The organism is Propionivibrio soli (genome assembly GCF_025770765.1).
Lineage (GTDB): Bacteria > Pseudomonadota > Gammaproteobacteria > Burkholderiales > Rhodocyclaceae > Propionivibrio > Propionivibrio soli.
The window spans coordinates 52,084-77,107 of the sequence record NZ_JANZKY010000008.1; the positions used below are offsets into that span (position 1 = coordinate 52,084).

Annotated in this window: 19 protein-coding genes; 9 read left to right on the forward strand and 10 right to left on the reverse strand. The window is 60.9% G+C overall.

Annotation, left to right across the window (positions count from 1 at the left end; all coding sequences use genetic code 11):
- Positions 1–85 precede the first annotated feature (85 nt).
- Positions 86–1,795: a GGDEF domain-containing response regulator gene (locus NZ453_RS10835; RefSeq protein WP_263770585.1), complete on the forward strand. Its 1,710-nt coding sequence runs from the start codon at positions 86–88 to the stop codon at positions 1,793–1,795.
- Here the strand turns inward: NZ453_RS10835 and NZ453_RS10840 are convergent.
- The 3 genes from NZ453_RS10840 to NZ453_RS10850 all read right to left on the reverse strand — a co-directional run bounded on the left by NZ453_RS10840 (position 1,699) and on the right by NZ453_RS10850 (position 4,214).
- Positions 1,699–2,073: a diacylglycerol kinase gene (locus tag NZ453_RS10840; protein WP_338051160.1), complete on the reverse strand. Its 375-nt coding sequence runs from the start codon at positions 2,071–2,073 to the stop codon at positions 1,699–1,701. The two genes, NZ453_RS10835 and NZ453_RS10840, sit on opposite strands and share 97 nt — an antisense overlap.
- 177 nt (positions 2,074–2,250) lie before the next feature.
- Positions 2,251–3,441, reverse strand: coding sequence for a glycosyltransferase (locus tag NZ453_RS10845; protein WP_263770586.1), 1,191 nt, complete (start codon positions 3,439–3,441; stop codon positions 2,251–2,253).
- Positions 3,432–4,214 (reverse strand): UDP-2,3-diacylglucosamine diphosphatase, encoded by a 783-nt coding sequence (locus NZ453_RS10850; protein ID WP_263770587.1) that lies wholly within the window; start codon positions 4,212–4,214, stop codon positions 3,432–3,434. Before NZ453_RS10850 ends, NZ453_RS10845 begins: the two co-directional genes overlap by 10 nt.
- Positions 4,215–4,365: 151 nt before the next feature.
- On the opposite strand from NZ453_RS10850, the gene rpiA reads away from it, so the two are divergent.
- Complete coding sequence (gene rpiA, locus NZ453_RS10855; protein ID WP_263770589.1) at positions 4,366–5,028, forward strand: ribose-5-phosphate isomerase RpiA; 663 nt, start codon at positions 4,366–4,368, stop codon at positions 5,026–5,028.
- A gap of 65 nt (positions 5,029–5,093) precedes the next feature.
- Positions 5,094–5,798 (forward strand): phosphate signaling complex protein PhoU, encoded by a 705-nt coding sequence (gene phoU, locus NZ453_RS10860; protein ID WP_263770590.1) that lies wholly within the window; start codon positions 5,094–5,096, stop codon positions 5,796–5,798.
- Positions 5,799–5,949: 151 nt separating this feature from the next.
- Here phoU and NZ453_RS10865 read toward each other — a convergent pair whose 3' ends face one another.
- The 4 genes from NZ453_RS10865 to NZ453_RS10880 form a co-directional block, all read right to left on the reverse strand.
- Positions 5,950–6,222, reverse strand: a complete 273-nt coding sequence (locus tag NZ453_RS10865) for an oxidative damage protection protein (protein ID WP_263770591.1) — start codon at positions 6,220–6,222, stop codon at positions 5,950–5,952.
- A 79-nt stretch (positions 6,223–6,301) separates the two neighbouring features.
- Entirely contained in the window at positions 6,302–7,621 is a 1,320-nt protein-coding gene (argA, locus tag NZ453_RS10870) for an amino-acid N-acetyltransferase (RefSeq protein WP_263770592.1), read from the reverse strand.
- A gap of 4 nt (positions 7,622–7,625) precedes the next feature.
- Positions 7,626–9,137 carry a polyphosphate:AMP phosphotransferase gene (pap, locus tag NZ453_RS10875; protein WP_263770593.1) on the reverse strand — a complete coding sequence of 504 codons (1,512 nt, stop codon included), beginning with the start codon at positions 9,135–9,137 and terminating at the stop codon, positions 7,626–7,628.
- A 3-nt stretch (positions 9,138–9,140) separates the two neighbouring features.
- Positions 9,141–9,899, reverse strand: coding sequence for a 16S rRNA (uracil(1498)-N(3))-methyltransferase (locus NZ453_RS10880; RefSeq protein WP_263770595.1), 759 nt, complete (start codon positions 9,897–9,899; stop codon positions 9,141–9,143).
- A gap of 58 nt (positions 9,900–9,957) precedes the next feature.
- Here NZ453_RS10880 and NZ453_RS10885 point away from each other — a divergent pair, with 58 nt between their 5' ends.
- A complete protein-coding gene (locus tag NZ453_RS10885) occupies positions 9,958–10,515 on the forward strand; it encodes a thioredoxin family protein (protein ID WP_263770596.1) in 558 nt (185 codons plus the stop codon).
- Between the two features lie 49 nt (positions 10,516–10,564).
- On the opposite strand, the gene NZ453_RS10890 is transcribed toward NZ453_RS10885, so the two are convergent.
- Entirely contained in the window at positions 10,565–12,778 is a 2,214-nt protein-coding gene (locus NZ453_RS10890; protein ID WP_263770597.1) for a SulP family inorganic anion transporter, read from the reverse strand.
- A 463-nt stretch (positions 12,779–13,241) separates the two neighbouring features.
- Here NZ453_RS10890 and NZ453_RS10895 point away from each other — a divergent pair, with 463 nt between their 5' ends.
- The 5 genes from NZ453_RS10895 to NZ453_RS10915 all read left to right on the forward strand — a co-directional run bounded on the left by NZ453_RS10895 (position 13,242) and on the right by NZ453_RS10915 (position 21,929).
- The gene (locus tag NZ453_RS10895; RefSeq protein ID WP_263770598.1) at positions 13,242–15,701 is read left to right on the forward strand and encodes a glycogen/starch/alpha-glucan phosphorylase; all 2,460 of its coding nucleotides are present in this window, start codon (positions 13,242–13,244) and stop codon (positions 15,699–15,701) included.
- A 1-nt stretch (position 15,702) separates the two neighbouring features.
- Entirely contained in the window at positions 15,703–17,892 is a 2,190-nt protein-coding gene (gene glgB / locus NZ453_RS10900) for a 1,4-alpha-glucan branching protein GlgB (RefSeq protein ID WP_263770599.1), read from the forward strand.
- A complete protein-coding gene (glgX, locus tag NZ453_RS10905) occupies positions 17,876–19,885 on the forward strand; it encodes a glycogen debranching protein GlgX (RefSeq protein WP_263770600.1) in 2,010 nt (669 codons plus the stop codon). Before glgB ends, glgX begins: the two co-directional genes overlap by 17 nt.
- A 3-nt stretch (positions 19,886–19,888) precedes the next feature.
- Positions 19,889–21,451, forward strand: coding sequence for a 4-alpha-glucanotransferase (gene malQ / locus NZ453_RS10910; RefSeq protein ID WP_263770601.1), 1,563 nt, complete (start codon positions 19,889–19,891; stop codon positions 21,449–21,451).
- A 103-nt stretch (positions 21,452–21,554) separates the two neighbouring features.
- Complete coding sequence (locus NZ453_RS10915; RefSeq protein ID WP_263770602.1) at positions 21,555–21,929, forward strand: DUF2934 domain-containing protein; 375 nt, start codon at positions 21,555–21,557, stop codon at positions 21,927–21,929.
- 298 nt (positions 21,930–22,227) lie between these two features.
- Here the strand turns inward: NZ453_RS10915 and glgA are convergent, their stop codons facing one another.
- Both glgA and glgC read right to left on the reverse strand, forming a co-directional pair.
- Positions 22,228–23,667, reverse strand: coding sequence for a glycogen synthase GlgA (glgA, locus tag NZ453_RS10920; RefSeq protein WP_263770603.1), 1,440 nt, complete (start codon positions 23,665–23,667; stop codon positions 22,228–22,230).
- A 26-nt stretch (positions 23,668–23,693) separates the two neighbouring features.
- Positions 23,694–24,968 carry a glucose-1-phosphate adenylyltransferase gene (glgC, locus tag NZ453_RS10925; protein WP_263770604.1) on the reverse strand — a complete coding sequence of 425 codons (1,275 nt, stop codon included), beginning with the start codon at positions 24,966–24,968 and terminating at the stop codon, positions 23,694–23,696.
- Between the last annotated feature and the right edge of the window lie 56 nt (positions 24,969–25,024).

Below are 25,024 nucleotides of genomic sequence, written 5' to 3' on the forward strand. Positions count from 1 at the left end.
GCTTAGCTCGACCGCTCAGCACGCAAACATTGTCTCGCGGGAGGCGATGCCGGATAATGGCCGGACGTCTCGATACGTCCCCACCATGGCTCAGCCTTCCCAGAACGTCATCAACGATCGCATCTACGTGCTGCGAACACGCTGGGAGAGCTATCTCGCAGAAGGCACATTCGAGTTCTTCATCGAATTCGCCGTCGCCGTCAATTGCCTGGCGGAGCACTTCAACCGCATGCGCCTTCCGGGCCTCGTGCGTATTTGCGAGGGGCTCGAGAATTCAGCCCTGGCCAAGCTCGGCAGCCCGGCTTCGCACCCGATCGATGCACAGGACACCGCCGCGCTGCAGCGGCAACTCGACACGCTGCTCGGTGCCGTCGCCAACTCCCGCAATACGGCACCGGAACGCCGACTCGAAGAGCGCGCGCCGGATCTCGGTGGAGTTGATTGGATCAAGCCGCGTCTCGTCTGGCTCGTAGTCGCCCCCGAGATGCGCGAAATGGCGGCCGCGCTGCGCCAACAGATCGATTTCTACGGTTTCCAGACGCGCGAACTCGCTTGGAGCGGCAAGCTGCCCACCGGCGATATGCCGTTGGCCGTCCTCTTCATCCCGCCGCCGAAATCGACCGGTGCCGGCGATCACGCCCGCATCGCCGAAATTCGCGCTCGCTGCGCCGCCAGCCAACTTATTTACCTCGGCGCGCATCCGGCCATTGAAACCATCGTCGCGCTGATGCGCTCGGGCATTGACGTCACCATCCCGCAAGAAGAAGGCTCGGCGATGGTACTCAACTGCGTGCTTGATCTCGTGCAGAGCTACGAGCCAGAGAAGTACCGTGTGCTGGTGGTCGAAGACTCGCGCGTCGCTGTCGCTCTCATCCAGCGCACCCTCGCCGAACATGGCATCGAAAGCCATGCGATCCGCGATCCCGGAACCCTGCTCGGCGTGCTCGAAGCCTACCGCCCCGATCTGATCCTTATGGACATGTACATGCCGCGCTTCAACGGCGTCGAGGCGACGCGGGTGCTGCGCCAGATGTCGGCCTACACCTCGCTGCCGATCGTCTACCTTTCCGGCGAATCGGATGTAGCCATGCAGGTCGAAGCGTTGCGTCTGGGCGGCGACCAATTCCTGATGAAGCCCTTCAACCCGGTGCTGCTTGCAGCGGTCGTCAAAACGAAGATCGAGCGTTTCCGCGAAACGCAGCGCTCCACTCGGCTCGATGGGCTCACCGGGCTGCTCAATCACACGGCCGCCAAGTCGCGGCTCAAGATCATGGCGGAAAAAATGGCGCCGCAGACCGGGCTGACAGTCGCCATGATCGACATTGATCACTTCAAGTCGGTGAACGATACGTACGGCCACCCGGTCGGCGATCAGGTAATCCGCGGCCTAGCGTGGCTGCTCAAGGGGCGCTTGCGCTCTTCTGATCTCATCGGGCGTTACGGTGGGGAAGAGTTCCTCATCGCGCTCCCGGATGTCACGCCCGACCAAGCGAAGACGGTGATCAACCGCATTCGCGAGGACTTCTCCACCCTACCGCACGCGCATCAGCGCGGCGTACTTTTCGCGACGTTCAGCGCGGGTATCGCCTCCTACCCGGAATACGACACCGCGCAGATATTGACGGAAGCGGCAGACAATGCGCTTCTCGATGCGAAGCGACTAGGCCGCAACCGCGTTGAAAAAGCGGCGGGTTACGCTCAGCCAATGAGCACGCAGGCCCAGACGACGGCGACGTCGAGCAGCGACAGCAGCACGGCGGCGCTGCCGATGTCCTTGGCGCGCTTGGAAAGGTGATGCCGGTCGAGGGAAACGCGGTCGACCACGGCTTCGATCGCTGAATTGAGCAGCTCCACAATCAGAACAAGCAGGACACTTGCGATCATTGCGGCGCGCCCGATCCCGCTCACGGGTAGCCAGAACGCCAAGGGAATCAAGACGGCAGCAAGCAGCGCCTCTTGGCGGAACGCCTGCTCCCCGGCGAACGCTGCACGCAGGCCGGCCATCGAATAGTGGAAGGCGTTCCATATTCGTTGCAGCCCCGTTTTCCCCTTGAATGGGCTCTCGTTGAGCACACGCGTCTCCTTGCCGGCCAGAAAAGCGGCGAGTATACCGAGTTTGAAAGGGGTTTTCCCGCCCTAGAGGCGAGACCGAGAGTCAGTGCAAGGCTGGGGTAGCCGTTTCACCATAAGCTCCCGCATCAAGGCGCTATGTGCCTTTCGCGTATCGCAAACGACCGGTGGAATGTCCGCTCAACGCGGTAACAGGTGAAAGTCGTGGGCGTTGTTGCGCGCGTGCTCGGCAACGATCTGCCGGTAGAGCGTCGCCATCCTGCCGGCCAGTGCTGCATCCGACCACTGCGCCGCGTAGGCCCGCGCCTCCGCGGCAAGACGGCTCTTGAGGCAAGGATCGCGCAGAAGCTCGACCAGCGCCATGGAAAACGCGTAAGGATTGTCGTCGGGAACGATAGCCCCCTTGCGAGGGCCAACGATGTCGGTGGTTCCCATTTCGGCCAGTGCGACGACCGGCAACCCGGCCGACATCGCTTCAAGCAGGACGAGGCCCTGTGTCTCGGTACGCGAAGCGAACACGAAGGCATCGGCCGCTGCGTAGCACGCCGGCAGTTCGGTTTTGCGGTCGAGATATCCGATAAAGGTTACGTTACTGCCTAACTTTCGGTCCGCCACCGAACGTTGCAGCGACGCAACCGCCGGGCCTTCACCGGCTATGACGAGTAGAAGATCGGGAATCGATTCCCTGGCGAGATCGACGACGTCGAGCAGAAAGCCGATATTCTTCTCGTGCGCCACGCGACCTACGAACAGGGCGAGTGGTCGCGTTTCGCCGACACCCAGGCGGGAACGAAAAGCGGCACGAGCGCCGGGTTCGGCCAAGTGCGGCGCAACGCCGGTCGGCAGGATGTGCATGACCTTGCCCACTCCGTACATCCCCAGCCGGTCACGGATCGCACGTGACGGGACGATGACGCCGTCCAGCGCATTGCATTGCCGCCGCGAAAAAGATCGAGCCAGCGCGCGCAACCAGCCGGCGGGCACCCAGGGCGCATAATGCTTGAGATACTCTTCGAAGAGCGTGTGATACGTTGCTATGACCGGGACGCCGTACCGGCGCGAGGCGAATAGCCCCGCGTAATGGGCGGCAAAGGGCGTCTGGATGTGGATCAGGTGGCAGCCGCGCTCGACGATGGCCTCGACCGCATCGTGCATATGCCCCCAACGCGCAATCCGGTCCTCCGGATCGCCGGGCACCGGTCGCCCCGGGACGCGAGTGATCCACGGCTCATCGTCGCCGGCGCCGTAATCCGGCGCTACCAGCGCGACTTCGACACCATGCGCCCGCAGTGAGCGGCGATACGTCTGGATCGCAGTCGAAACGCCATTGACGCGTGGGAAATAGACGTCGGAAACCATGACTACGCGCATTCGGCGACTCCTGTTCTCGTGATTGCTGCAACAGCTTCTTGGCTTCCCCAGGCAATCAGTTCGAGCCGCCCATCCAGGTGCTCAACGATCGCTGTGCAACTGTCGACCCAGTCGCCGCAGTTCACGTAGATCGTTCCGTCAGTCTCCCGGATCACCGCGTTGTGGATGTGCCCGCACACGATGCCGTCGAAACCGCGTTGACGCGCGGCCCGGCGCGCTGTGTCCTCGAAATCGAAGATGAACTGCATCGCGGTCTTCACGCGGCGTTTTGCGTAACCGGCCAGCGACCAATAGCAGGTCATTCCGAAACGCCGGCGAACGAGCGAAACGATCGAGTTGAGGCGGACCAGCAGGTCATACATGACGTCGCCGAGGACGGCGACCCAGCGGTGGTAGCGGGTGATCTGATCGAATTCGTCCCCGTGCAATAGGAGGAAACGGCGCCCGTCAGCCAAGGTGTGCGCATATTCGCCGACCACTTCGATGTCGCCGAAGGCAATCCCAAGGTAATCACGCAACGCTTCGTCGTGATTGCCGGGGATAAAGACGACGCGTTCGCCATGCCGGGCGCGGCGAAGGATCTTCTGTACGAAGGTGTTTTGTGCGGTGGTCCATACGATGCTACGACGCATCGCCCAGAAGTCGACGATATCGCCGATCAGGAAGACGTTCTCCGCCGCAAAGTGGCGCAGGAAATCGAGAAGGCGCTCCGCCTGGCACGCTCGCGTACCAAGGTGGATATCAGAGAGAAATATCGAGCGCACCTGGATCACGCCGCCATGCTGAGCGGCGCGTATTACACCCAGACGTCACTTCCGTTACATCCTCGATAAATGGGCGGTGGAGCGGGGCTGACTGCGCTTCCTCGGCCCAATTCGATAGAATGCGGCTCTACCCCTTCATCCGCACAACAAGACTATTCTCATGACTCAGGACGAACTCAAGGAAGCCGTGGCGCGCGCGGCACTCGACTATGTTGTCGAAGGACGGATTGTCGGCGTCGGCACCGGATCGACCGCGCGCAAGTTCATCGAATCGCTCGCCGGAATCAAGGATCGCATCGCCGGGGCGGTCGCCAGTTCCGAAGACACCCGGCAGCGACTCGAAGGCCATGGGATCAGGGTCTTCGACCTCAACGAGGTGAGTGACATTCCGGTTTATATCGACGGCGCCGACGAAATTACCCCGCACATGCACATGATCAAGGGCGGCGGCGGGGCATTGACGCGCGAAAAAATTGTCGCGGCGGTCGCACAGAGCTTTGTGTGCATCGCCGACGCGTCGAAATTCGTGGACGTTCTCGGCGCGTTCCCGCTTCCGGTGGAGGTCATTCCGATGGCCGCCGCCCACGTCAGTCGCGAACTCGTCAAACTGGGCGGCACGCCAGTGCAACGCCCGAACTTCGTGACCGACAACGGCAACCTGATCCTTGACGTCAAAGGATTGCGCATCACCGACCCGGAAGACCTCGAAACACGCATCAATCAGATCGCGGGCGTCGTGACGAACGGTCTTTTCGCCCTCCGCCCAGCGAATGTTTGCCTGCTCGGGACGCCGAATGGCGTACGTACCGTGAAAGCTTCCTGAAACATAACTGCAACACCGGTGGGCTACGATCGGTAGACTTCCCGCATTGCCTCGGAGTACGAACCATGCACGACCATACCTCCAAGAATTTCGACCTCGAACTCGAAAGCCTGCGCACCCGCGTGCTTGAAATGGGAGGAATGGCCGAACAGCAAGTGCGCAAAGCCGTCGAAGGCCTCTACAGCGGGAATCAGCCCTTGCTCGAAGCCGTGATCCGCGATGACGAGCGCGTCAATCAGATGGAAGTCGAAATCGATGCGCTCTGTAACCAGGTGATCGCCAAACGCCAACCGACGGCCATCGACCTGCGCATGATCGTTTCCGTGCTCAAAGCAATTTCCGATCTGGAACGGGTTGGCGACAAAGCACGCAAGATCGCCCGCCTCGGCATCGCCCTCACCAGCCAGTCGGCCGCCTTGACCCCAAACGTCGAGTTGCATCACATGGCGGATACGGCACTCAAGATGCTGAGGCTCTCGCTCGACGGCTTCGCCCGACTCGACGTCAGCCTGGGGACCGAGGCGATGCGGCTCGACGAAGTGGTGAATGCCGAGTACCAGGCGATCACGCGCCAACTCATCACCTATATGATGGAAGACCCACGCACGATCACGCGCTCGCTGGACATCCTGTCGATTACCAAGGCGATCGAGCGGATCGGGGACCACGCGACGAATATTGCCGAGTACGTGGTTTATATGGTCAAGGGGCTCAACGTGCGGCACGCCACCACCGCTGAAATCGAAGCTCAGATCGCGGATAACGGGTAACGGTCGGGGGTTTTCTCGGGCAGGACTGGGCGTATCGAAGGATGCCCGGGTAACCGAACGAAACGAAACGGCCCGCTTGGCGGGCCGTTTCGTTTCGTCGCATCTCCTCGGGCTGTCTCCGGATCTCGCCGGGACGTACCGGGGCTTGGGGCTAAGGGCGCGGTGGCTGATAGCCGGGCACCTGTTCTGCGCCACCACCGAAGAAGTGGTTCTCCATCTGCTCGGCCAGATACTTGCGGTGCGCCGCATCAGCGAGATTCAGCCGATTCTCGTTGATGATCATCGTCTGCATGCGGATCCATTGCTGCCACGCCTCTTTCGAGACATTTTCGTAGACGCGTTTGCCGAGTTCGCCGGGATAAGGCGGCACGTCCAGTCCTTCGGCCTCACGACCGAGTTTGATGCAGTTGATCATTCTTGCCATGTAATCACTCCGTTAAGCGGAAACCGAGTTCGAGAAAGGCTAAAAATTATACCTGCCTGCAATTCGCTTCGACGCCATTTCACAGCGCTTTCGCAAACACCTTCGATCGGCGCTGCAGGTTATAGACCAGCCGTTTTTCTGCCGGAAGATCCTCGACCGTTTGGGCAACGAACCCTCGCTCCTTGAACCAGTGCGAGGTCACCGTAGTGAGCACGAACAGGCGCTTGATGCCAACCGCACGCGCCCGCGTCTCGATGCGCTTGAGCAGTTGCTCGCCGTAGCCCCAACGCCGGTAATGTGGGTGAACCGCGACACAAGCAAGTTCGGCCTGGTCGTCCCCGTACGGGTAGAGCGCCGCGCAGCCCACGATGAGTCCGTCGTGTTCGATCACCGAGAAGCGCGTGATCTCGCGTTCCAGCAGTTCCCTCGACCGGCGCACCAGCGTACCGTCTTCCTCCAGCGGCTGAATCAGCGCCACTAGGCCGCTGATATCGTCCGGCTTCGCATCGCGCAGGATTTCCAGCGATTCCCGCGTGATGATGGTTCCGACGCCGTCGCGCGAAAAGAGTTCGCGCAGTAAGGTGCCTTCTTCCTTGTAACCGATCAGGTGCACCCGCCCCACGCCACCGCGACTGGCGCGCACGGCGCGCGGCAGATAGCGCTTCATGTCGGGCGACAGCCAGTCGCCGATCGTGATCAGGCGCTCGGCCGTGTCGGTCGTCATCTCGTCGAGCAGCTTGCCATCGATGTCCGTAACGCCCTGACTGTCGGTGAGGAAGATGAGCTTGTCAGCGGTAATCGCCGTCGCCGCTGCTTCCGCCACGTCTTCCATCGCCAAGTTAAAAATCTCGCCGGTCGGGCTGGCGCCGAGGCAGGAAAGGATCACGATGTTGCCGATGTTCAGCTGCGCGCGGATGCCTTCGGCGTCGATCTTGCGCACGGTACCGGCGTACTGCATGTCGACACCGCCGAGCACACCGAGCGGCTTGGCCGTGATGAAGTTGCCGGCGATCACGCGGATCGTACTGTTGGCCATTGGCGTATCGGGAAGTCCCTGCGACAACAGCGCATCGATCTCGAGATAAACGCTGCCTACGGCATCGATGACGCAGTCGAGCGTCGCCGCGTCGGTCACTCGGTAGCCGTTGTGCGTCAACGACTCGATACCCTTTTCGCGCAACTCTTCCTCGATCTGCGGACGCGCGCCGTGCACGAGAACCAGCCGCACGCCAAGGGCGGCAAGCAGATTGGCGTCGTAGGCGAGGCTACGGGCGAACGGGCCGGAAATCGCCTTGCCGCCGAAGGCGATGACGAACGTCTTACCGCGAAACAGATTGACGTAGGGGGCGACCGACCGGAACAGGGAGACAAACTGCGATGGGCTCAACTCTTCGGACATGACTTTATTTTCCCTTCCCTTTCTCGAGGGATTTGCCAGTATTCAACACACTCTCCAGACGCTCGCAGATGGTACGCAGTATCTTCACCCGGGCGAAGCATTTGTCATTCGCTTCGACCAGGGTCCACGGGACCGTGCTCGTACTCGTCCGGTCAACCATATCGCACACCGCGGCGTGATAGAGCGCGCTTTTCTCCCGATTGCGCCAATCCTCGTCGGTGATCTTGAAGCGTTTGAAATCGATTTTCTCACGTTCCTTGAAACGTTTGAGTTGTTCGGCGTCGCTGATTTGCAGCCAGAACTTGATGATGATCGCGCCGTCTTCGTGCAACTCGTGCTCAAAGTCATTGATTTCGGCGTAGGCCCGCAACCAGTCGGCCTCCGAGCAGTACCCCTCCACCCGCTCGACGAGAACGCGCCCATACCAGCTGCGATCGAAGATCGCCACTCGACCGACGCGCGGAATGTGCCGCCAAAAACGCCAAAGGTAAGGCTGAGCGCGCTCCTCCTCGGTCGGCGCGGCTATCGGAATGATCTGACACTGGCGTGCATCAATGGCCGCCGTCACACGCCGGATGCTGCCACCCTTCCCCGCTGCGTCCGATCCTTCGAAAGCAAGGATCAGCGAGCGCTTGTGCGGCCCCAGATTGCGTACGAGTTCGGCCAACTTGCCTTGCCATTTGGCGAGTTGTGTCTCGTACACCTTCTTGTCCAGGCGTTGCGACAGATCGAGACTCGTCAGCACATCGAGGCTATCGATCTTCGGCGGCAAAGGCGGTGCCACCGGATAGTTCTGATCGCGCTGGTCGGCGAGGCGTTTCTGCAAGGCATCGAGAATGACCTTGCCGACCGTCAGCGAACGGTAGCGGTCGTCCGTCCCTTCGACCACGATCCACGGCGCCCAGGGTGTATTCGTCATGCGCAGGACATGCCCGGCCGCTTCCTGCAGCTTCCCATGCGTCTTCAGCCGCGCCCAACTCTCCTTGGTGACGCGCCACGCCGTGCGCGGGTCTTTCTCGAGTGCTTTCAGCCGTTGACGCTGGCCTTCCTTCGACAGGTGGAACCAGAACTTGAGGACGAGCGCACCCTCGTTCACCAACATCGCCTCGAAGCGGTTGATCTGATCCATGCGCTGGTCGAGGTCGCCTTTCGACAAGGCTCCCTCAATGCGCTCGGCGATCGGAATCGAATACCACGAGCCGGCGAAGATCCCCATCCGGCCTTTCGCGGGCAGTGCCCGCCAGTACCGCCACATATATGGGCGTTCCCGTTCCTCGTCGGTCGGCAAAGAGAAAGCCAACGTCGATAGATAACGTGGGTCCATCCACTCGTAGAGCACGTTGATCGTCTCGCTCTTGCCCGCTCCATCGACACCGCTGATCAGGATGATGACGGGAAACTTGGCGCTCTCGCGCAAATCGAACTGCGCATCGAGCAAGGCCGAACGCAATACGGGCTCCTGTTCGCGAAATGTTGCCTTGTCGATCGTATGGCCCAGCTCTGCCGATTCGAACATCGCCTACCCTCCCCTGAAGTCCCCCCACAGGCACTGGATCGCCGCTAGCGCCGCGAGTCCCGCCGTTTCGGTGCGTAACACACGCGGGCCGAGACGTATCGCCACATAGCCGGCCCGTTCGGCCATCGCCATCTCTTCCGGAGCGAAGCCTCCTTCGGTACCGATCAGCAATTCCACTGGAGCATTCTCGTGCGGCACGGACAAGCGATCGAGCGTCGTCGTCGCTTCCGGTGCCAGCATGAGAGGGACGCAGCCTTCGTTTTCCGACAGACTGCGGTCCGCTAGCCAACGCTCGAGCGGCACAAGCTCGGTCAGTTCCGGCACACGGTTACGTCCGCTCTGTTCGCAGGCCGCGACGACGACGCCTCGCCAGTGTTCTACCCGCCGTACCGCGCGCTCGCCCTCCAGACGCATGACCCCGCGACGCGAGACCACCGGAACAATGCGCGAAACGCCCAGCTCCACGGCTTTCTGAATCGTGAAGTCCATCTTTTCCCCGGCCTGCAGCGCCTGCACGAGTGTTACCCGGATCGGAGACTCGCACTCGCAGTCCCGCCACTCTTGCGGTTCGACCGCAACCGAATCCTTCATGACAGAAGAAATGCGCGCGGAATACTCCCCACCTCTCCCGTCAAAAAGCACGACGGAATCGCCGACGCGCAGCCGCAACACACGGCTCGCATGACGGGCGGCTTGGGGCGAAAGGTCGAATTGCCCGCCGACGGAGAGCGGAAAAGGGCAGTGAAAGCGTGGTGCACTCATGGTGGTATTATAAGTTCAACCCAACGCGCCGACCGGCGCCTTCAAGGGAGTTATCACAATGGCACTCACGATTCCGCCCATTTGCGATTTCGGCTGGAAAGCCCCGGACTTCGACCTACCTGACACCCAAGGCAAGCGTCATACGCGTGACATCCTTCTTGGGCCGAAAGGGTTGCTGGTCATGTTCATCTGCAACCACTGCCCGTATGTCAAAGCCGTGATTGACCGGATTTGCCGCGACGCGCGCGAGTTGCAGGCGCTGGGCATTGGCGTCGCGGCAATCATGAGCAACGACCCGGCCGATTATCCGGAAGACTCCCCGGCCAACATGAAGTTGCTCGCCGAAAAGCTCAACTTCCCTTTCCCCTACCTGCTCGACGAGACGCAGGCGATTGCCAAGGCTTACGGCGCTGTGTGCACGCCGGATTTCTTCGGCTTCAATCGCGACCTGGAATTGCAGTACCGAGGCCGGCTCGATGCGAGCGGCCGGGCACCGGCCGCACCTGATGCCCGGCGCGAGCTCCTGGAAGCGATGCGGCTCGTCGCGGCGACGGACCACGGCCCTGCGGAACAAACGTCGAGCATGGGCTGCTCGATCAAGTGGCGAGCCGCCTAACCACATCGTGGCACTGAGCGGAGCCTAGCCCGGGAAATAGCGGCAAGGCTCAGTGGTCCTGCAGCAATGTCAGTTCGTCGTTCGTATGCCGAAGCCGAATGGCCAGCATGCGAGCCAGCTTGGTTACCAACACAAAAGCAATTCGCTTGTGTCCCTCGGCCAACTCGTCGAACTTCTCGGGCGTAAGTACATACATGTCGCAATCGCGGACGGCAATCGCGTCGTTGCTGCGCGGACGATGATCGAGAAAACCGAGCCCGCCCACGAAATCGCCACGCCCATACGTGGCGATATGTTTCGGACTGCCACCGCGCCCTACGCACCCCATGACTTTCACTTCGCCCTTCCTGATCAGGAACAAGCTATTGCTGGGATCGCCGCGGGAAAAGATCGTTTCGCCGGCTTTCCAGGATTGTTTATCCACGCAGGCCTCGAGATCGACAAGCGTGTCCGGTTTGGCTCCCTTGAACAACTCGATCTCGCCCAATTCGAGTGGCGGAAGGTCGGCATCCTGGGCGCGAGGGATATCTCCAAGCAACCGTTCCTCGACCCACTCGATCGCCGCTTCCAACGTGGGCAGATAGTAGACCGACCTGTCGTCGGACTTGAGTCCGGCGAGTTCAAGGAATTCGCGCAGGTCGCGTCCGTTGGGCAAACGCTCGCGGACGTTGCACAGCAGCAAGGGAACCTGGCGCTCGGCAAGAACGTCGCGCGCAAGGCACAAGGCATGTACCGCGGTAAGGTCGGCGGATTGCACACGCAGCAGATCAAGGATCAGGTAACGCGTCGTCGACAGTTCCGGCTCGAGCGTACGATAAAGTTGTTGCGCCGTTCCGAAGAACAGACTGCCTTGTAGTTCGAAAATGACGGCCGTATGCCCCCGCGCTTCAAGAATGCGCATTTCGTTTTCCGGGCGATACCACGTCGACGACCGTTCTCCGACAAAGCTCTTGCGGCGCAATACCGTCCCCCCGACCTGTTCGCGCAGGAAGAGCATGATCGCCAGCACGACGCCGGCCGCCGAAGCCGCCATTAGTCCGACGGTGAGTGCAACCCCGACAACGGCGAGAACGACGGAAAAATCGACGACGGTTGAACGCGACTCCAGGAAACGTAGCGGGTCGGTATCGATCATCCGTATGCCGACGACAATGAGTACGCCACTCAATGTCGCGATGGGAATCCAAGCAACGAACAGCCCAAGCAGAAGGGCGGCAAGCACGCACAGCACACCTTCGACCATGCCCGATATGCGCGTCTGCGCGCCGCTCGTGAGGTTCACCATGCTCGCCGCCATCGTGCCGGCTCCCGGCATACCGCCGATCGCCGACGACGCAATATTGGCCACGCCTTGAGCAACGACTTCCCGGTCGGAGTCGTGCTGCGTACGGGTCATTTGGTCGAGAACGACACAGGTTTTCAACGTATCGATGGAAAGCAAAGCGGCCAGGGTCAATGCGCTACCGACCAGCGCACCAATTTGTGCAATCCGCAGTTCGCCAATCTCGTTCCAGCGATCGGTAATCAACGCCATGTAGCCTTTCCCTGTCGTCCCGAGGGGACCGATCACGAGGGGATTGCCTTCCAACTGCAGCAACGAGGGGTCGGTAAACGCAATCACCACATAAGTTAGCAAGCCGGCGGCAATGCCCGCGATCGTCGCCGGTATACGAGTCACGGCGCGGCTGGAAGCGAATGTGGCGGCAACCGTCACGGCGCCGATGACAAGGCCGCGCCAATCCCAGTGCTGCGGAGTGGTCAAGGTGTGAAACCACCCGGTTCCGGCCGGAGCCCCGGCAAATCTGGGAATCTGGCTGCCGATGATGATGAGGCCAACGCCGCTCATGTAGCCGCTGACCACCGGGTAGGGTACGTACTTGATCAAACGCCCGATGCCAAGGAAACCGATGAGCACCTGAACTATGCCAGTCAGGATTCCGAGAACCGTCATCATGAGCACAATGCTCGGTGGAGAAACCCCTTCGTGGGCAAGCTCGATGGCAAACGCCGTTAGTACGGCGGCGGCCGGCGCGCATGGCGCGGTGATCAGGCGGTCGGTTCCGCCGAGGGTCGGTGCGATCAGTCCGAGCGCCATTGCTCCCAACGCACCCGCCAGCGCTCCGAAAGGCGCATAGTCCGGGCCGACTGCGCCATAAACCGTAACCCCAAAGGCGACCGACGCCGGCAGAGCAACCAACATGGCGGCAAAGCCGCCCCAAACGTCGCCCGAATGGCGCACCCAGGCTCCAGAAAGCTCCCGCATCGCCCCTCCCGAAGAACGCGAACTTTTTCCAGTAACCGACGCTCTGACTATACACCGCGTCCGTGATGCCCGTATTGTCACTTGCTGCTTGCTACCAAAAGCTAACGTTAGGAATACGGGCGCAATTCGTGAATTGGGACACCTTGATCTCCGTGCCGTGGCGCCATCTTGTTCCCAGGGAGCGGAAAGCCCGGTTGACCATCTTCGCAATGGATGAGAAGCGCAGGTCGCCACAGGGGTGCTGTCCCGGATTCCCCATGACGCTGGCGACTGTCATTTCGTGCATGACAGCGAAAGAATGCACCGCCGTCGCACTGCCTCGCAGGGACGTGGGTTTCACGGCCCGGCGCATACTTGGCGGGCCCATCAACTTGTGTAATGCTAGTGCTGTACCGACCCGCAGACGTTATTCCGGGCGGGCAGTACAATCGCGCCCGTATCAAATTTCTGGAGTATCCGCCTGATGTCTGACCCCACAATAACCAAGGTCGACGGCACTGCATTCCATGCCGAAATCGATAGCAAACTCCTCGACGAAGTCGCCGCCGAGCCGATCACGGCAAACACCAAGGAGCTTTACAAGGCGCTTGCCCTCGTAGCACGTGAGCATCTGGCCAGGCGCTGGGTACAGACGCAGGTCGATGACCGCAAGAAAAAAGCCCGGCGCATCTACTACATGTCGATGGAATTCCTGGTCGGCCGCGCACTGAACAATGCGCTCTCCGCCCTCGGCCTGCGCGACAAAGCGGACGCTGCTTTCACGACTGCCGGCGGTCCGTCGCTCACCGACGTTATCGAATGCGAGCCCGATGCCGCCTTGGGGAACGGCGGTCTTGGCCGCCTCGCCGCCTGCTTCCTCGATTCGATGGCCACGCTCGAACTGCCCTCTTGGGGCTACGGCATGCGCTATGAATATGGCATGTTTGCACAGTCCATCGTCAATGGCGCCCAGGTCGAACACCCCGACTCCTGGCTCGTCGACGGCACGCCGTGGGAGTTTCCGCGCCCGGGCACCAGTTTCACCGTCCGCTTTGGCGGCACGGCCGAGCACCACGGTGAGTGGGCGGAATGGAACGCCGCCGAGGCGGTGGAAGCGCGCGCCTACGACTACGTGATCCCGGGTCACGGCACCGACCGCGTCAGCACGCTGCGTCTTTGGAAAGCCGGTGCCCCGGCGCAGATTGACCTGAACGCGTTCAACTCCGGTGACTACGCGCGCGCCGCCGAATTCAAGAACCGGTTCGAGAACATCTCCTGGGTGCTATACCCCAACGACAGCACGCCGGCGGGTCGCGAACTGCGCCTGCGCCAGGAGTATTTCTTCGTCGCCGCGTCACTACAGGACATTCTCTTCCATCATCTGGAAGAACACGGCCACCTGAAGAATCTCGCCGACCAGATCGCGATCCACCTCAACGATACGCACCCTGCAATCGCCGTGGCGGAATTGATGCGCCTCCTTTGCGATGACTACGGAATGCCGTGGAACGACGCCTGGTCGCAATGCAAGCGCATCTTTTCCTACACCAACCACACGCTGATGCCTGAAGCGCTGGAAACCTGGTCGGTAGGACTGATGCATTACCTGCTGCCACGGCACATGCGGATCATCTTCCGCATCAACCAGGAGTTCCTCAACGAAGTACAGCAGCGCTTCCCCGGAGACATCGATCTCGTTCGGCGCGTTTCGCTGATCGATGACGGAGACGGCCGCGAGGACAACAAGCGGGTGCGCATGGCCCACCTCAGCATCGTCGGCAGTCACCGCGTCAACGGGGTATCGCAGTTGCATTCGGACCTGATGGTGAAGACGATTTTCGCGGACTTCGCCAAGCTCTATCCGGAACGCTTCCACAACAAGACCAACGGTGTCACGCCTCGACGTTGGATCGCACAAGCGAACCGCGGTCTGGCGGCGTTGCTCGACAACCGCCTGGGTGCTGAGTGGCAGCTCGATCTCGAGCGGCTGCAGTATTTGCGTTCGGCGGCTGACGACAAGGAGTTTCGTGACGCTTTTGCCTCGGTCAAACACGAAAACAAGGCGCGACTGGCCGAATACGTCAAGCGTGAGACCGGCATCGTGCTCGATCCAAGCAGCCTGTTCGACGTGCAGGTAAAGCGCATTCACGAGTACAAGCGGCAGTTGCTGAACGTGCTGCACGTCATCACCCGCTACAACGCGATCATCCACGGGCAGGACGAGGGGTTGGCGCCGCGCTCTGTGATCTTCGCCGGCAAGGCAGCCTCCTCGTACTACATGGCCAAGCAGGTGATCCGTCTGATCCATGACGTCGCCAACGTCGTCAATAACGATCCGCGAACCAAAGACAAGCTGCGCGTTGTATTCATCCCCAATTACGGCGTTTCGGTCGCCGAACTCATCATGCCGGCCGCGAATCTTTCGGAGCAGATTTCGACGGCGGGAACGGAAGCCTCGGGAACCGGCAACATGAAGCTGTCGATGAACGGGGCGCTGACGATCGGGACCGAAGACGGCGCCAACATCGAGATCCGCGACAACGTCGGAGCCGAGAACATTTTCATCTTCGGCAACACGACGCCCCAAGTGGAGGCCCTGCGCGCCTCCGGGTACGACCCGCGTTCCATCTATCTCAACAATCCGGCGCTCAACGAGGTACTGAACAAGATCGATGGCGGCTTCTTCTCCCCGAACGACCGCAAACGTTATCACGACGTATTCAATGCCCTCGTGAACTATGGGGATCATTATTTGCTACTGGCCGATTACGCGGATTACATTGCGACACAGCGACGCGTGGATCAACTCTACGCGGCGCCGGACGAGTGGCACCGGAAGGCAATTCTTAACGTCGCCGGCATGGGATCGTTCTCGTCCGACCGAACGATCCGCGACTATGCCGTCGACACCTGGAACATGGGGTCATTACTCAAAAAGGTCTGACATGCTCAGCAAATCCGAAGTCATCGCACTTTGCCGCGCCGAACACGGGGATCCGTTCTCCGTACTCGGGATGCATCTCGATACCAAAGGACGGCTTTGGGTTCGCACACTCCAAACCGGAGCCCGCTCGGTTTCGGTCATTGACGCAGAAACCGGGCAACCGGTTTTGGAACTCCAGCAGCGCAAGATCGATGTGCTGGGAGAGTTTTCAGGATTTTTCGAAGGCTCGCTCCTCGGGCGCGAAAAGCCGTTCAACTACCGTCTGCGTGTCGTTTGGCCAGGCGGCGTTCAAGAGATGGAGGACCCGTACCGGTTCTCAACCGTGCTCGGGGAACTTGACGTCTGGTTGCTCGCCGAAGGTTCGCACTTGCGGCCGTTCGAGCGCCTGGGCGCTCATGTGCGCGAAATCGACGGGGTGATGGGCACAGCATTTGCGGTGTGGGCGCCGGATGCGCAGCGGGTCAGTGTCGTCGGCGACTTCAACTCATGGGACGGCCGCCGACATCCGATGCGGCTACGGCGCGAATGCGGCGTGTGGGAGATCTTTCTGCCGGGGGTCGAAGAAGGTGCTCGCTACAAATACGAAATCCGCGCCAACGGCCATGTTCTCCCGCTGAAGGCGGACCCGTACGGCTTCGCCGCCGAACTGAGGCCCTCGACGGCGTCGATCGTAACTCGCCTGCCGCAGGCCGCATCGAGAACGACGATCGCTGCGGGCAGCCGTTTCGACAAACCCATCGCCATCTACGAGGTGCATCTCGGTTCCTGGCGGCGCGCAGATGACGGGGGCTTCCCCGATTGGCAACGTATTTCCGAAACGTTGATTCCCTACGTCAGCGAACTCGGTTTTACGCATATCGAACTGTTGCCGATTTCGGAGCATCCCTTCGACGGTTCGTGGGGATACCAACCGCTCGGGCTGTACTCGCCGACCGCTCGCTTCGGCACGCCGCAGGGGTTCTGCAACTTCGTTGCCGCCTGCCACGCTGCCGGAATCGAGCTCATCATCGACTGGGTCCCAGCGCACTTCCCCTCGGATGAGCACGGCCTCGCCCGCTTCGACGGTCGGCCGCTTTACGAGCATGCCGACCCGCGCGAGGGAATGCACCAGGACTGGGGCACGCTGATCTACAACTTTGGGCGGCGGGAGGTCTTCAACTACCTCGTCGGCAATGCGCTCTTCTGGATCGAACACTACGGCATCGACGGGCTGCGCGTCGACGCAGTGGCCTCGATGCTGTACCGCGACTACAGCCGCGCCGAAGGCGAGTGGATCCCGAATATCTACGGCGGCCGCGAAAACCTCGAAGCAGTGCACTTCCTGCGTCGCATGAACGAGGTGCTCGGCCAAGAGTGTCCAGGTACCGCGACGTATGCCGAAGAATCCACGGCCTGGCCCTCGGTAAGCCGTCCGCCGTCGATGGGTGGCCTCGGTTTCCATTACAAATGGAACATGGGCTGGATGCATGACGTGCTCGACTACATGACCCACGACCCGGTGCACCGCCGGTATCACCACAACCAGTTGACCTTCGGCCTGCTCTACGCCTTTACCGAAAACTTCGTGCTTCCGCTCTCGCACGACGAAGTCGTCCACGGCAAGGGATCGCTACTGAGCAAGATGTCGGGCGATTACTGGCAGAAATTCGCCAACCTGCGCACGCTCTACGGGTTCATGTGGGCACATCCCGGGAAGAAATTGCTGTTCATGGGGGGCGAGTTCGGCCAATGGAACGAGTGGAATGACGCCGGCTCGCTCGACTGGAGTCTGCGTGACTTCCCGCAGCACGAAGGCGTACGTAACCTGATCCGGGACCTCAACAAGTTCTACCGCCAGACGCCGGCTCTGTATGAGATCGATTTCGAACCGGCCGGCTTCGAGTGGATTTCCGCCAACGACTCGGACAACTCGGTCATCGCCTTCCTGCGCCACGGCAAGGACCGGTCGCGCGCCGTCGTATGCGTCTGCAACTTCACCCCGGTGGTACGACACGGCTATCGGATCGGCGTCCCGGGACCGGGTGCGTATCGCGAGCGTATCAATACAGACTCCGAATATTATGGGGGCAGCAACGTCGGCAACGCCTTCGGCTATGTGGCCGCCGAACAAATCCCCGCACATGGCCGCGAATGGTCGGTTTCGCTGACGCTGCCGCCACTCGCTGCCCTGTACTTTGAATGGGAACACTGAACTGAATAGCGATTACCGGTTGACCGAAGGGCGACCTTGGCCCCTCGGCGCCCACTGGGACGGTCACGGGGTCAATTTCGCGCTGTTCTCGGCGCACGCCGAGCGCGTGGTCCTTTGCCTCTTCGAAGGGAACGCCCGAGAGCCGAGCCTCACGGTACCGATGGCGAAGTGCACCGATCAGGTGTGGCACGGTTATGTGGAACACGCTGGCCCCGGCTTGCGCTATGCCTACCGGGTTTTCGGTCCCGATGCCCCCGGCCACCGTTTCAATTCACACCGATGGCTCCTTGACCCGTACGCGCGCGAGATCGTAGGTACCTTTGCTTACGGTGGACAGCCGGAAGATTCAGTACTGACCGGACGTATCGCTGACAACGCGTTCGACTGGGACGGCGACGTAGCGCCGCAGACGGCGTTGGCCGATTCGGTTCTCTATGAAGTGCATGTGAAAGGTGCCACGCGTCTGCACCCGGGCGTCCCCGAAGCGCTGCGCGGAACATACGCGGGCCTCGCTTGTCCAGCCATGCTCGCCCATCTCAAACGATTGGGCGTCACCGCCGTAAACCTGCTCCCCGTGCACCACTTCCTCGACGAGGAGCGCCTCGTCCGCAGCAGCCGGACAAACTACTGGGGATACAACTCGCTGGGTTTCTTCGCCCCGGAACCGCGCTATGCCGCCCGGCAGGATGGCGAATCGGCGATCACCGAATTTCGCCGCATGGTGCGCACGCTTCATTCAGAAGGCATAGAGGTAATTCTCGACGTGGTATTCAACCACACGGCGGAGACGGACGAAGAGGGCCCAACGATCTCGTTCCGGGGCATCGACAACGCCAGTTATTACCGGCTGTTGCCCGGCAAGCCTCACCTTTACGAGAACTTCAGCGGCTGCGGCAACACCCTCAACCTCGCACACCCGCGCGTTCTGCAACTCGTGATGGATTCGCTTCGCTATTGGGTTGAAGAAATGCACGTGGATGGGTTCCGCTTCGATCTCGCTGCCGCGCTCACGCGCGACAGCGCCTTCCTCGCCGCGGTCACGCAAGATCCGGTACTGTCCAGGGTCAAGCTGATCGCCGAACCCTGGGATCTCGGCCCTGACGGTTATCGTCTTGGGCGGTTCCCGCCAGGGTGGGGCGAGTGGAACGACCGCTTCCGTGACGATATCCGCGCCTTCTGGCTCACCAACGAGGTCGGCATCGGGCGGCTCGCACATAGTCTTGCCGGATCGAGCGAGATTTTTCGGCGTGACGGCCGAGCGCCCCAGGCGAGCGTCAATTTCATCACCGCACACGATGGCTTCACGTTGCGGGACCTCGTCAGTTACCAGCGCAAGCACAACGAACTGAACGGTGAAAACAACCGCGACGGACACGGCCACAACCTGTCGTGGAACTGCGGTGAAGAAGGCGAGAGTGCCAATCCGCTTGTTCTCGAGCGCCGGCGCCGCCTGCAGCGGGCTTTGCTGGCCACCTTGTTCCTGTCGCAAGGCATACCGATGTTGCAGGCGGGCGACGAGTTGGGCCGCACGCAACTCGGTAACAACAACGCCTATTGCCAGGACAACAGCCTGACATGGACCGACTGGGAACACTCCGATGCCGCGCTAGTCAGCTACACGGCACAGCTGATCGCGCTGCGCCGGCGGTTTCCCCAGCTGAGGCGATCGGTGTGGCTGACTGGTCAAGCCGACAGTTCGGGGCAGCGTGACGTTGTCTGGTGGCACCCGGAAGGACATGAGATGGATGCTGACGATTGGCGTTCTGCGCCGCGTGGCGCCCTAGGCTTTGTGCTGGCGCCTTCGGAGAATCACCGTGGTGAAACGCTCTTCGTGCTGATGAACCGCGATGCCGAACCGCTGACGGTCAAGCTTCCTCCGGGAGTGTGGCAACGGGTTTGCGACAGCGCCGCGGCCAATCCCTTCGCACCGATGCCGGAACAAGGCGAATATCTGGCGGCAGGCCGCAGCGTAACGATACTTTCACAGGACTAGACAATGCTTTCTCGCAGACGCAGTGGAGTTCTCCTGCATCCCACTTCGCTCCCCGGGCCGCACGGATCGGGCGACCTCGGTCCATCCGCCTATCACTTCGTCGACTGGCTGGCCGTAGGGAAGCAAAGCCTGTGGCAAATCCTCCCGCTGGGTGGCATCGGTCCGGGCAACTCGCCGTACATGAGCCCTTCGGCATTCGCCGGCAATGAACTGCTGATCGACCTCGCGCAATTGCGCGACGCGGGCTGGCTCACCGATGGGGATATCGAACCGGATCCTTTCTTCGAGGAAAGCCGCGTCAACTACCCCGCGGTGCAACGCTTCCGTATGGCGCGCCTCCGTCTGGCGGCGGAGCGTTTCTTTGCCGACGCCTCGTCAGATACGCGTGAGTCGTATACCGAGTTCTGCGCGGGGGCCGCGGATTGGCTCGATGACTACGCGTTGTTCATGGCGCTCGACAAGGGGCACGGAGCCGACGGGGCGGTCTGGCAGGATTGGCCGGCACCGCTTGTGCAACGCAAAGCAAAGGCTTTACGCGAAGCGGCCCTCGCTCTGGCGGACGAATGCAACTTCTGGAAATTCTGCCAATGGCGCTTTCACGACCAATGGGCGCGCCTGAAAAAATACGCCAACGAGCGGCGCATCGAAATCGTCGGCGACATGCCGATTTTCGTTTCGGCACATAGCGCCGATGTGTGGTCGCACCAGAACCTGTTCGACCTCGACGCCAGCGGGCGGCCTCGTTCCGTCGCGGGAGTCCCGCCCGATTACTTTAGCGCCACCGGCCAGCATTGGGGCAATCCGCTCTACAACTGGACGGCCCATGCCAAGGAACACTATCGCTGGTGGATCGAGCGTGTGCGGAATACGCTCGCTCTCTGCGATGTCGTGCGCATCGACCACTTCCGCGGGTTCGAGTCGTACTGGGAAATCCCGGCCGGCGAAAAAACCGCCGTCAATGGTCGGTGGCGCCCGGGCCCCGGAACGGCGCTCTTCGACGCTTTACGTCAGTCGCTCGATTATCAGCGCGATGCGGCCCTAGGTGACGACTCACCGCGCATCATCGCCGAAGACCTGGGCGTCATTACGGCGAAGGTGACCGCGCTACGTAAAACTGTCGGCCTGCCAGGTATGCGCATCCTGCAGTTTGCCTTCGACGGTAAATCGGACAATTGGTACTTGCCGCACAACTTCGAGAGCGACACCGTGGTCTACACGGGCACGCATGACAACGACACGACGTGCGGGTGGTGGCGGTCATTGACGTCGCACGCGCACAACTACGTTCGGCGCTACTTGGGCATCCATGCCGACAGCATAAACTGGGATTTGATCAGAGCGGCGTCCGTTTCGGTCGCTGATCGGTGCATCGTCCCGATGCAGGACGTTCTCGGCCTCGATTCCGATGCACGAATGAATAAGCCCGGGCAAGGCGAGGGCTCTTGGGAATGGCGCTTCCATTGGCGCCAAGTCGAACCCTGGCACGCCGAGCGCCTTGCAGAACTCGCTGTCCTGCACGGCCGCGTCCCGGAGGACAAGAAGGCAACGCCTGCTTCAACCCAATGATTTGCCTGGATATCGATAGAAATTGAAAACATGCTCGTGTAGTACAATTCATTCGCTGGGGCCAATCTAAAACCAGCATTTCCACCTCTTGAAGGAAGAAATCATGGCCGAAAAAACCACCAAAGCAGCTCCGAAAAAAGCGGCAGCGAAAGCCGCGACTGCCGGCGCAGCCGCCCCAAAATCCGCTCCCAAAAAAACCGCCGCAAAGCCTCCCGTAACGGCAAAGGCGGAAACGAAGAAAGCCGCTGCCACCGCGTCGAGCGCTGTCAAGAAGGCTGCCGCACCCAAAGCGGCCAAGCCGGCCGCGAAGTCCGTTGCGCAGAAGAAAATGGTCGTTACCGACGAACAGCGCTACCGCATGATCGCCGAGGCCGCCTATTACAGGGCCGAGGCGAACCAGTTCAAGAGTGATCCGTTGCGCGACTGGATCGAAGCCGAAAGCGACATCGACGCTCTGCTCAACGGCGGCAGCAGATAAGCGCGACCGCGAGGCAGCCGCATCGCTCTCGCTGGCTGCCTGCGGGCGTTATCCGGACATTACCCGTTGAACGGCCAAGACGCCCGTCTTCCGTTCTCATTCAAGGGGCTTTTTTCCCACGCCGTAAATATTCACTGGCGCAGTTGTTTCGTTTCCCTGTTTCGCGCTTTTGTGCGTCGTTGGAAATCGGATGACGCAACAATGCCCGGACCAGAGCGTGCGTGCGCCATGCTTCTTGTCCGAGCATTGATTGTGACTCCTGTGCGCGAGAGTACCCGGCCGATCGTCTCGCGACGGCCTAAAGACTTCGGTACAGGTTTTCGTAATGGGCGGCGGAATCGTCCCAGGAGAAATCCTGAGCCATGCCGCGGCGCTGAATCCGCGCCCACGTCTCGCCATGCTGATAAAGGGCGCACGCGTCGCGTAGGCGGGCCCCCATCGCATACCGGGATGCATCGTCGAAGACAAAGCCCGTGGCACGATCCGACTGAATATTGTCGGGCGTCGCGTCCACCACTGTGTCCGCCAAGCCGCCAACGCGGCGTACCAGCGGCAAGGTACCGTAACGCAAAGCATAGAGCTGCGTCAGCCCACACGGTTCAAACCGGGAAGGAACAAGCAGTACGTCCGCTCCAGCCATGAAGCGATGCGACATTTCTTCGTCATAACCAATGTGCACCGCCACCCGTTCCGGATTGACAGAAGCCGCGTACCGGAACCCGGCTTCGAGATCGCCATCACCCGACCCGAGCACGGCCAGTTGCGCCCCTTCCTTGAGGAGGTCGGGCAACGCCGCCAGCAATAGGTCCATCCCTTTCTGCGATGTCAGCCGGCTGACCACCGCGAAAAGAGGTGCGTCGTCCTGCTTCGCAAGCCCCAGTTCAGCCTGCAATGCCGCCCGGCACGCTCTTTTTCCTTCGATATCATCGGCGCTGTAGGGTTTGGCGATCGCCGGGTCACGAGGATTCCACACATCATAATCAACCCCGTTCAGTATCCCCGACAGTGCGGTTCCGCGATCACGTAGAACCCCTTCGAGGCCACAGCCGAATTCCGGAGTGCAGATTTCCCGTGCATAGGTCGGACTGACCGTCGTGATGCGGGTTGAAAAAACGAGCCCCGCCTTCATGAAGGATATTTTGCCGTGGAATTCGATGCCGTGCGGCGTCAGTCGACGCGCCGGCAACCCGAGATCCGTATGGTGATCCATCGGGAAGATACCGCGGAAGGCAAGGTTGTGGATCGTAAAGACGGTGGGTGTGCGCAGGCTTGGATCCTGAGCCATATACACCGGCACCAGTCCAGCATGCCAATCGTGCGCATGCACGACGTCGGGGCGCCAATCGGGGTCCAACTCTCCGGATGCGATATGCGCCGCGATCCAGCCAAGCAGCGCAAAGCGCCGATGGTTGTCACTCCAGTCGTTACCGTCCGGCCCGACGTAGGGGTTGCCCCCCCGCCGATAGAGAAACGGCGCATCGATCACGTACGCCGACAAACCGCTGTCGGGCAGACGTCCAATCGACAGCGTGACCACTGCAGCCCCAAAGGCGGGCCCGATTCGGATGACGGGCTTTAGGCCCACCATGCCATCAAGGATACCGGGCAAGCCCGGCAACAATAGGCGGGTATCAAGCCCCCGCTTGACGAGAGCAGCGGGCAGCGAGCCGACGACGTCGGCCAGGCCGCCCGTTTTTACCAGAGGATAAATTTCTGAAGCAACGTGTAGTAAGCGCATCGCAAAGTTGTTGTTCGCTCGTGCCCCTATGAAAGCCGGTCGAGCATTTGTTGTGTGACGAGGGTAATGCCGTTCTCCGTTCTCCGAAAGCGGCGCGCATCTTCAACAGGATCCTCGCCGATCACCATTCCCGGGGGAATCTTGACGGCATGATCGACGATGCATCGGCTCAATCTTGCGCCGCGCCCGATTTCGACGTCGGGAAGCAGGACCGACCAATTCACCTTGGCATAGGAGTGTACGCGGCACGCCGAGAAAAGGAGAGACCGATTCATTTCACCCGAAATGATGCAGCCACCGGAAACGGTCGACTCGATCGCGATACCGTGGCGGTCGATCTGGTTGTGCACGAACTTCGCCGGCGGCAATTGCGACTGGTAAGTCCAGATCGGCCACGAACGGTCGTACAAATTCAATGCGGGATCAGTCGCCGTCAGGTCGACGTTGGCTTCCCAGTAGGCGTCCACGGTCCCGACGTCGCGCCAGTAGTCTTCCTTGTTCGCGCCCTCTTCCGGCGCGTGGACGCAGCTCCGATCAAAGGAATGCGCCATGGCGCAACCGTTGCGAACAGCCCGGGGGATGATGTCCTTGCCGAAATCGTGGCTCGATGTCGGATCGGCGATATCCCGCAAGAGTTCGCTGTACAGATAACCCGCATTGAAAATATAGATGCCCATACTGCATAGCGATCGATCCGGTTTCCCGGCAACAGTAGGCGGCTCAGCAGGTTTCTCGACGAAGTCAGTGATCCGCCCGGTGCTCGGGTCGACAGCCATGACGCCGAAGCCCGTCGCCTCCTTGCGTGGCACTTCGATACACGCGACGGAGCATTCTGCCCCGCTCTCGACATGGTCGACGAGCATCGCCGCGTAGTTCATTTTGTACACATGGTCACCGGCGAGAATTACGACATACTCAGGCGCCGGCCGGTAGTTCTCGATGATGTCGATGTTTTGATATACGGCGTCGGCCGTTCCGCGATACCAGGACTCCTCATCCACTCGTTGTTGAGCAGGCATCAAGTCGACGAACTCGTTAGCCTCACCACGGAGGAAGCCCCATCCGCGCTGGAGGTGTCGCAGCAGGCTGTGCGACTTGTACTGAGTCACCACGCCGATCCGACGGATGCCAGAGTTGACGCAGTTCGACATCGCGAAGTCGATGATCCGGAACTTGCCGCCGAAATAGACGGCCGGTTTCGCCCGTCGGTCAGTCAACTCATAGAGCCTGCTTCCCCGACCGCCCGCGAGCACTAGCGCCACCGCCCTGCCGGGCAACTGAAAAGTTCGCCTTTCTATCATCTTGACGCTCCTATAAAAAGCCTGACGACCCTTCAGTGGCAGCTGACTCGAAAATG

What these genes read in the sequence shown, in the direction of transcription:
- rpiA (WP_263770589.1), top strand. Translation starts at nt 4,366, where the DNA reads ATGACTCAGGACGAACTCAAGGAAGCCGTGGCGCGCGCGGCACTCGAC.
- NZ453_RS10915 (WP_263770602.1), top strand. Translation starts at nt 21,555, where the DNA reads ATGGCCGAAAAAACCACCAAAGCAGCTCCGAAAAAAGCGGCAGCGAAA.
- argA (WP_263770592.1), bottom strand. Translation starts at nt 7,621, where the DNA reads ATGTCCGAAGAGTTGAGCCCATCGCAGTTTGTCTCCCTGTTCCGGTCG.
- NZ453_RS10885 (WP_263770596.1), top strand. Translation starts at nt 9,958, where the DNA reads ATGGCACTCACGATTCCGCCCATTTGCGATTTCGGCTGGAAAGCCCCG.
- NZ453_RS10890 (WP_263770597.1), bottom strand. Translation starts at nt 12,778, where the DNA reads ATGCGGGAGCTTTCTGGAGCCTGGGTGCGCCATTCGGGCGACGTTTGG.
- phoU (WP_263770590.1), top strand. Translation starts at nt 5,094, where the DNA reads ATGCACGACCATACCTCCAAGAATTTCGACCTCGAACTCGAAAGCCTG.
- glgC (WP_263770604.1), bottom strand. Translation starts at nt 24,968, where the DNA reads ATGATAGAAAGGCGAACTTTTCAGTTGCCCGGCAGGGCGGTGGCGCTA.
- pap (WP_263770593.1), bottom strand. Translation starts at nt 9,137, where the DNA reads ATGTTCGAATCGGCAGAGCTGGGCCATACGATCGACAAGGCAACATTT.
- NZ453_RS10835 (WP_263770585.1), top strand. Translation starts at nt 86, where the DNA reads ATGGCTCAGCCTTCCCAGAACGTCATCAACGATCGCATCTACGTGCTG.
- NZ453_RS10880 (WP_263770595.1), bottom strand. Translation starts at nt 9,899, where the DNA reads ATGAGTGCACCACGCTTTCACTGCCCTTTTCCGCTCTCCGTCGGCGGG.
- NZ453_RS10865 (WP_263770591.1), bottom strand. Translation starts at nt 6,222, where the DNA reads ATGGCAAGAATGATCAACTGCATCAAACTCGGTCGTGAGGCCGAAGGA.
- malQ (WP_263770601.1), top strand. Translation starts at nt 19,889, where the DNA reads ATGCTTTCTCGCAGACGCAGTGGAGTTCTCCTGCATCCCACTTCGCTC.
- glgA (WP_263770603.1), bottom strand. Translation starts at nt 23,667, where the DNA reads ATGCGCTTACTACACGTTGCTTCAGAAATTTATCCTCTGGTAAAAACG.
- glgB (WP_263770599.1), top strand. Translation starts at nt 15,703, where the DNA reads ATGCTCAGCAAATCCGAAGTCATCGCACTTTGCCGCGCCGAACACGGG.
- NZ453_RS10895 (WP_263770598.1), top strand. Translation starts at nt 13,242, where the DNA reads ATGTCTGACCCCACAATAACCAAGGTCGACGGCACTGCATTCCATGCC.
- NZ453_RS10845 (WP_263770586.1), bottom strand. Translation starts at nt 3,441, where the DNA reads ATGCGCGTAGTCATGGTTTCCGACGTCTATTTCCCACGCGTCAATGGC.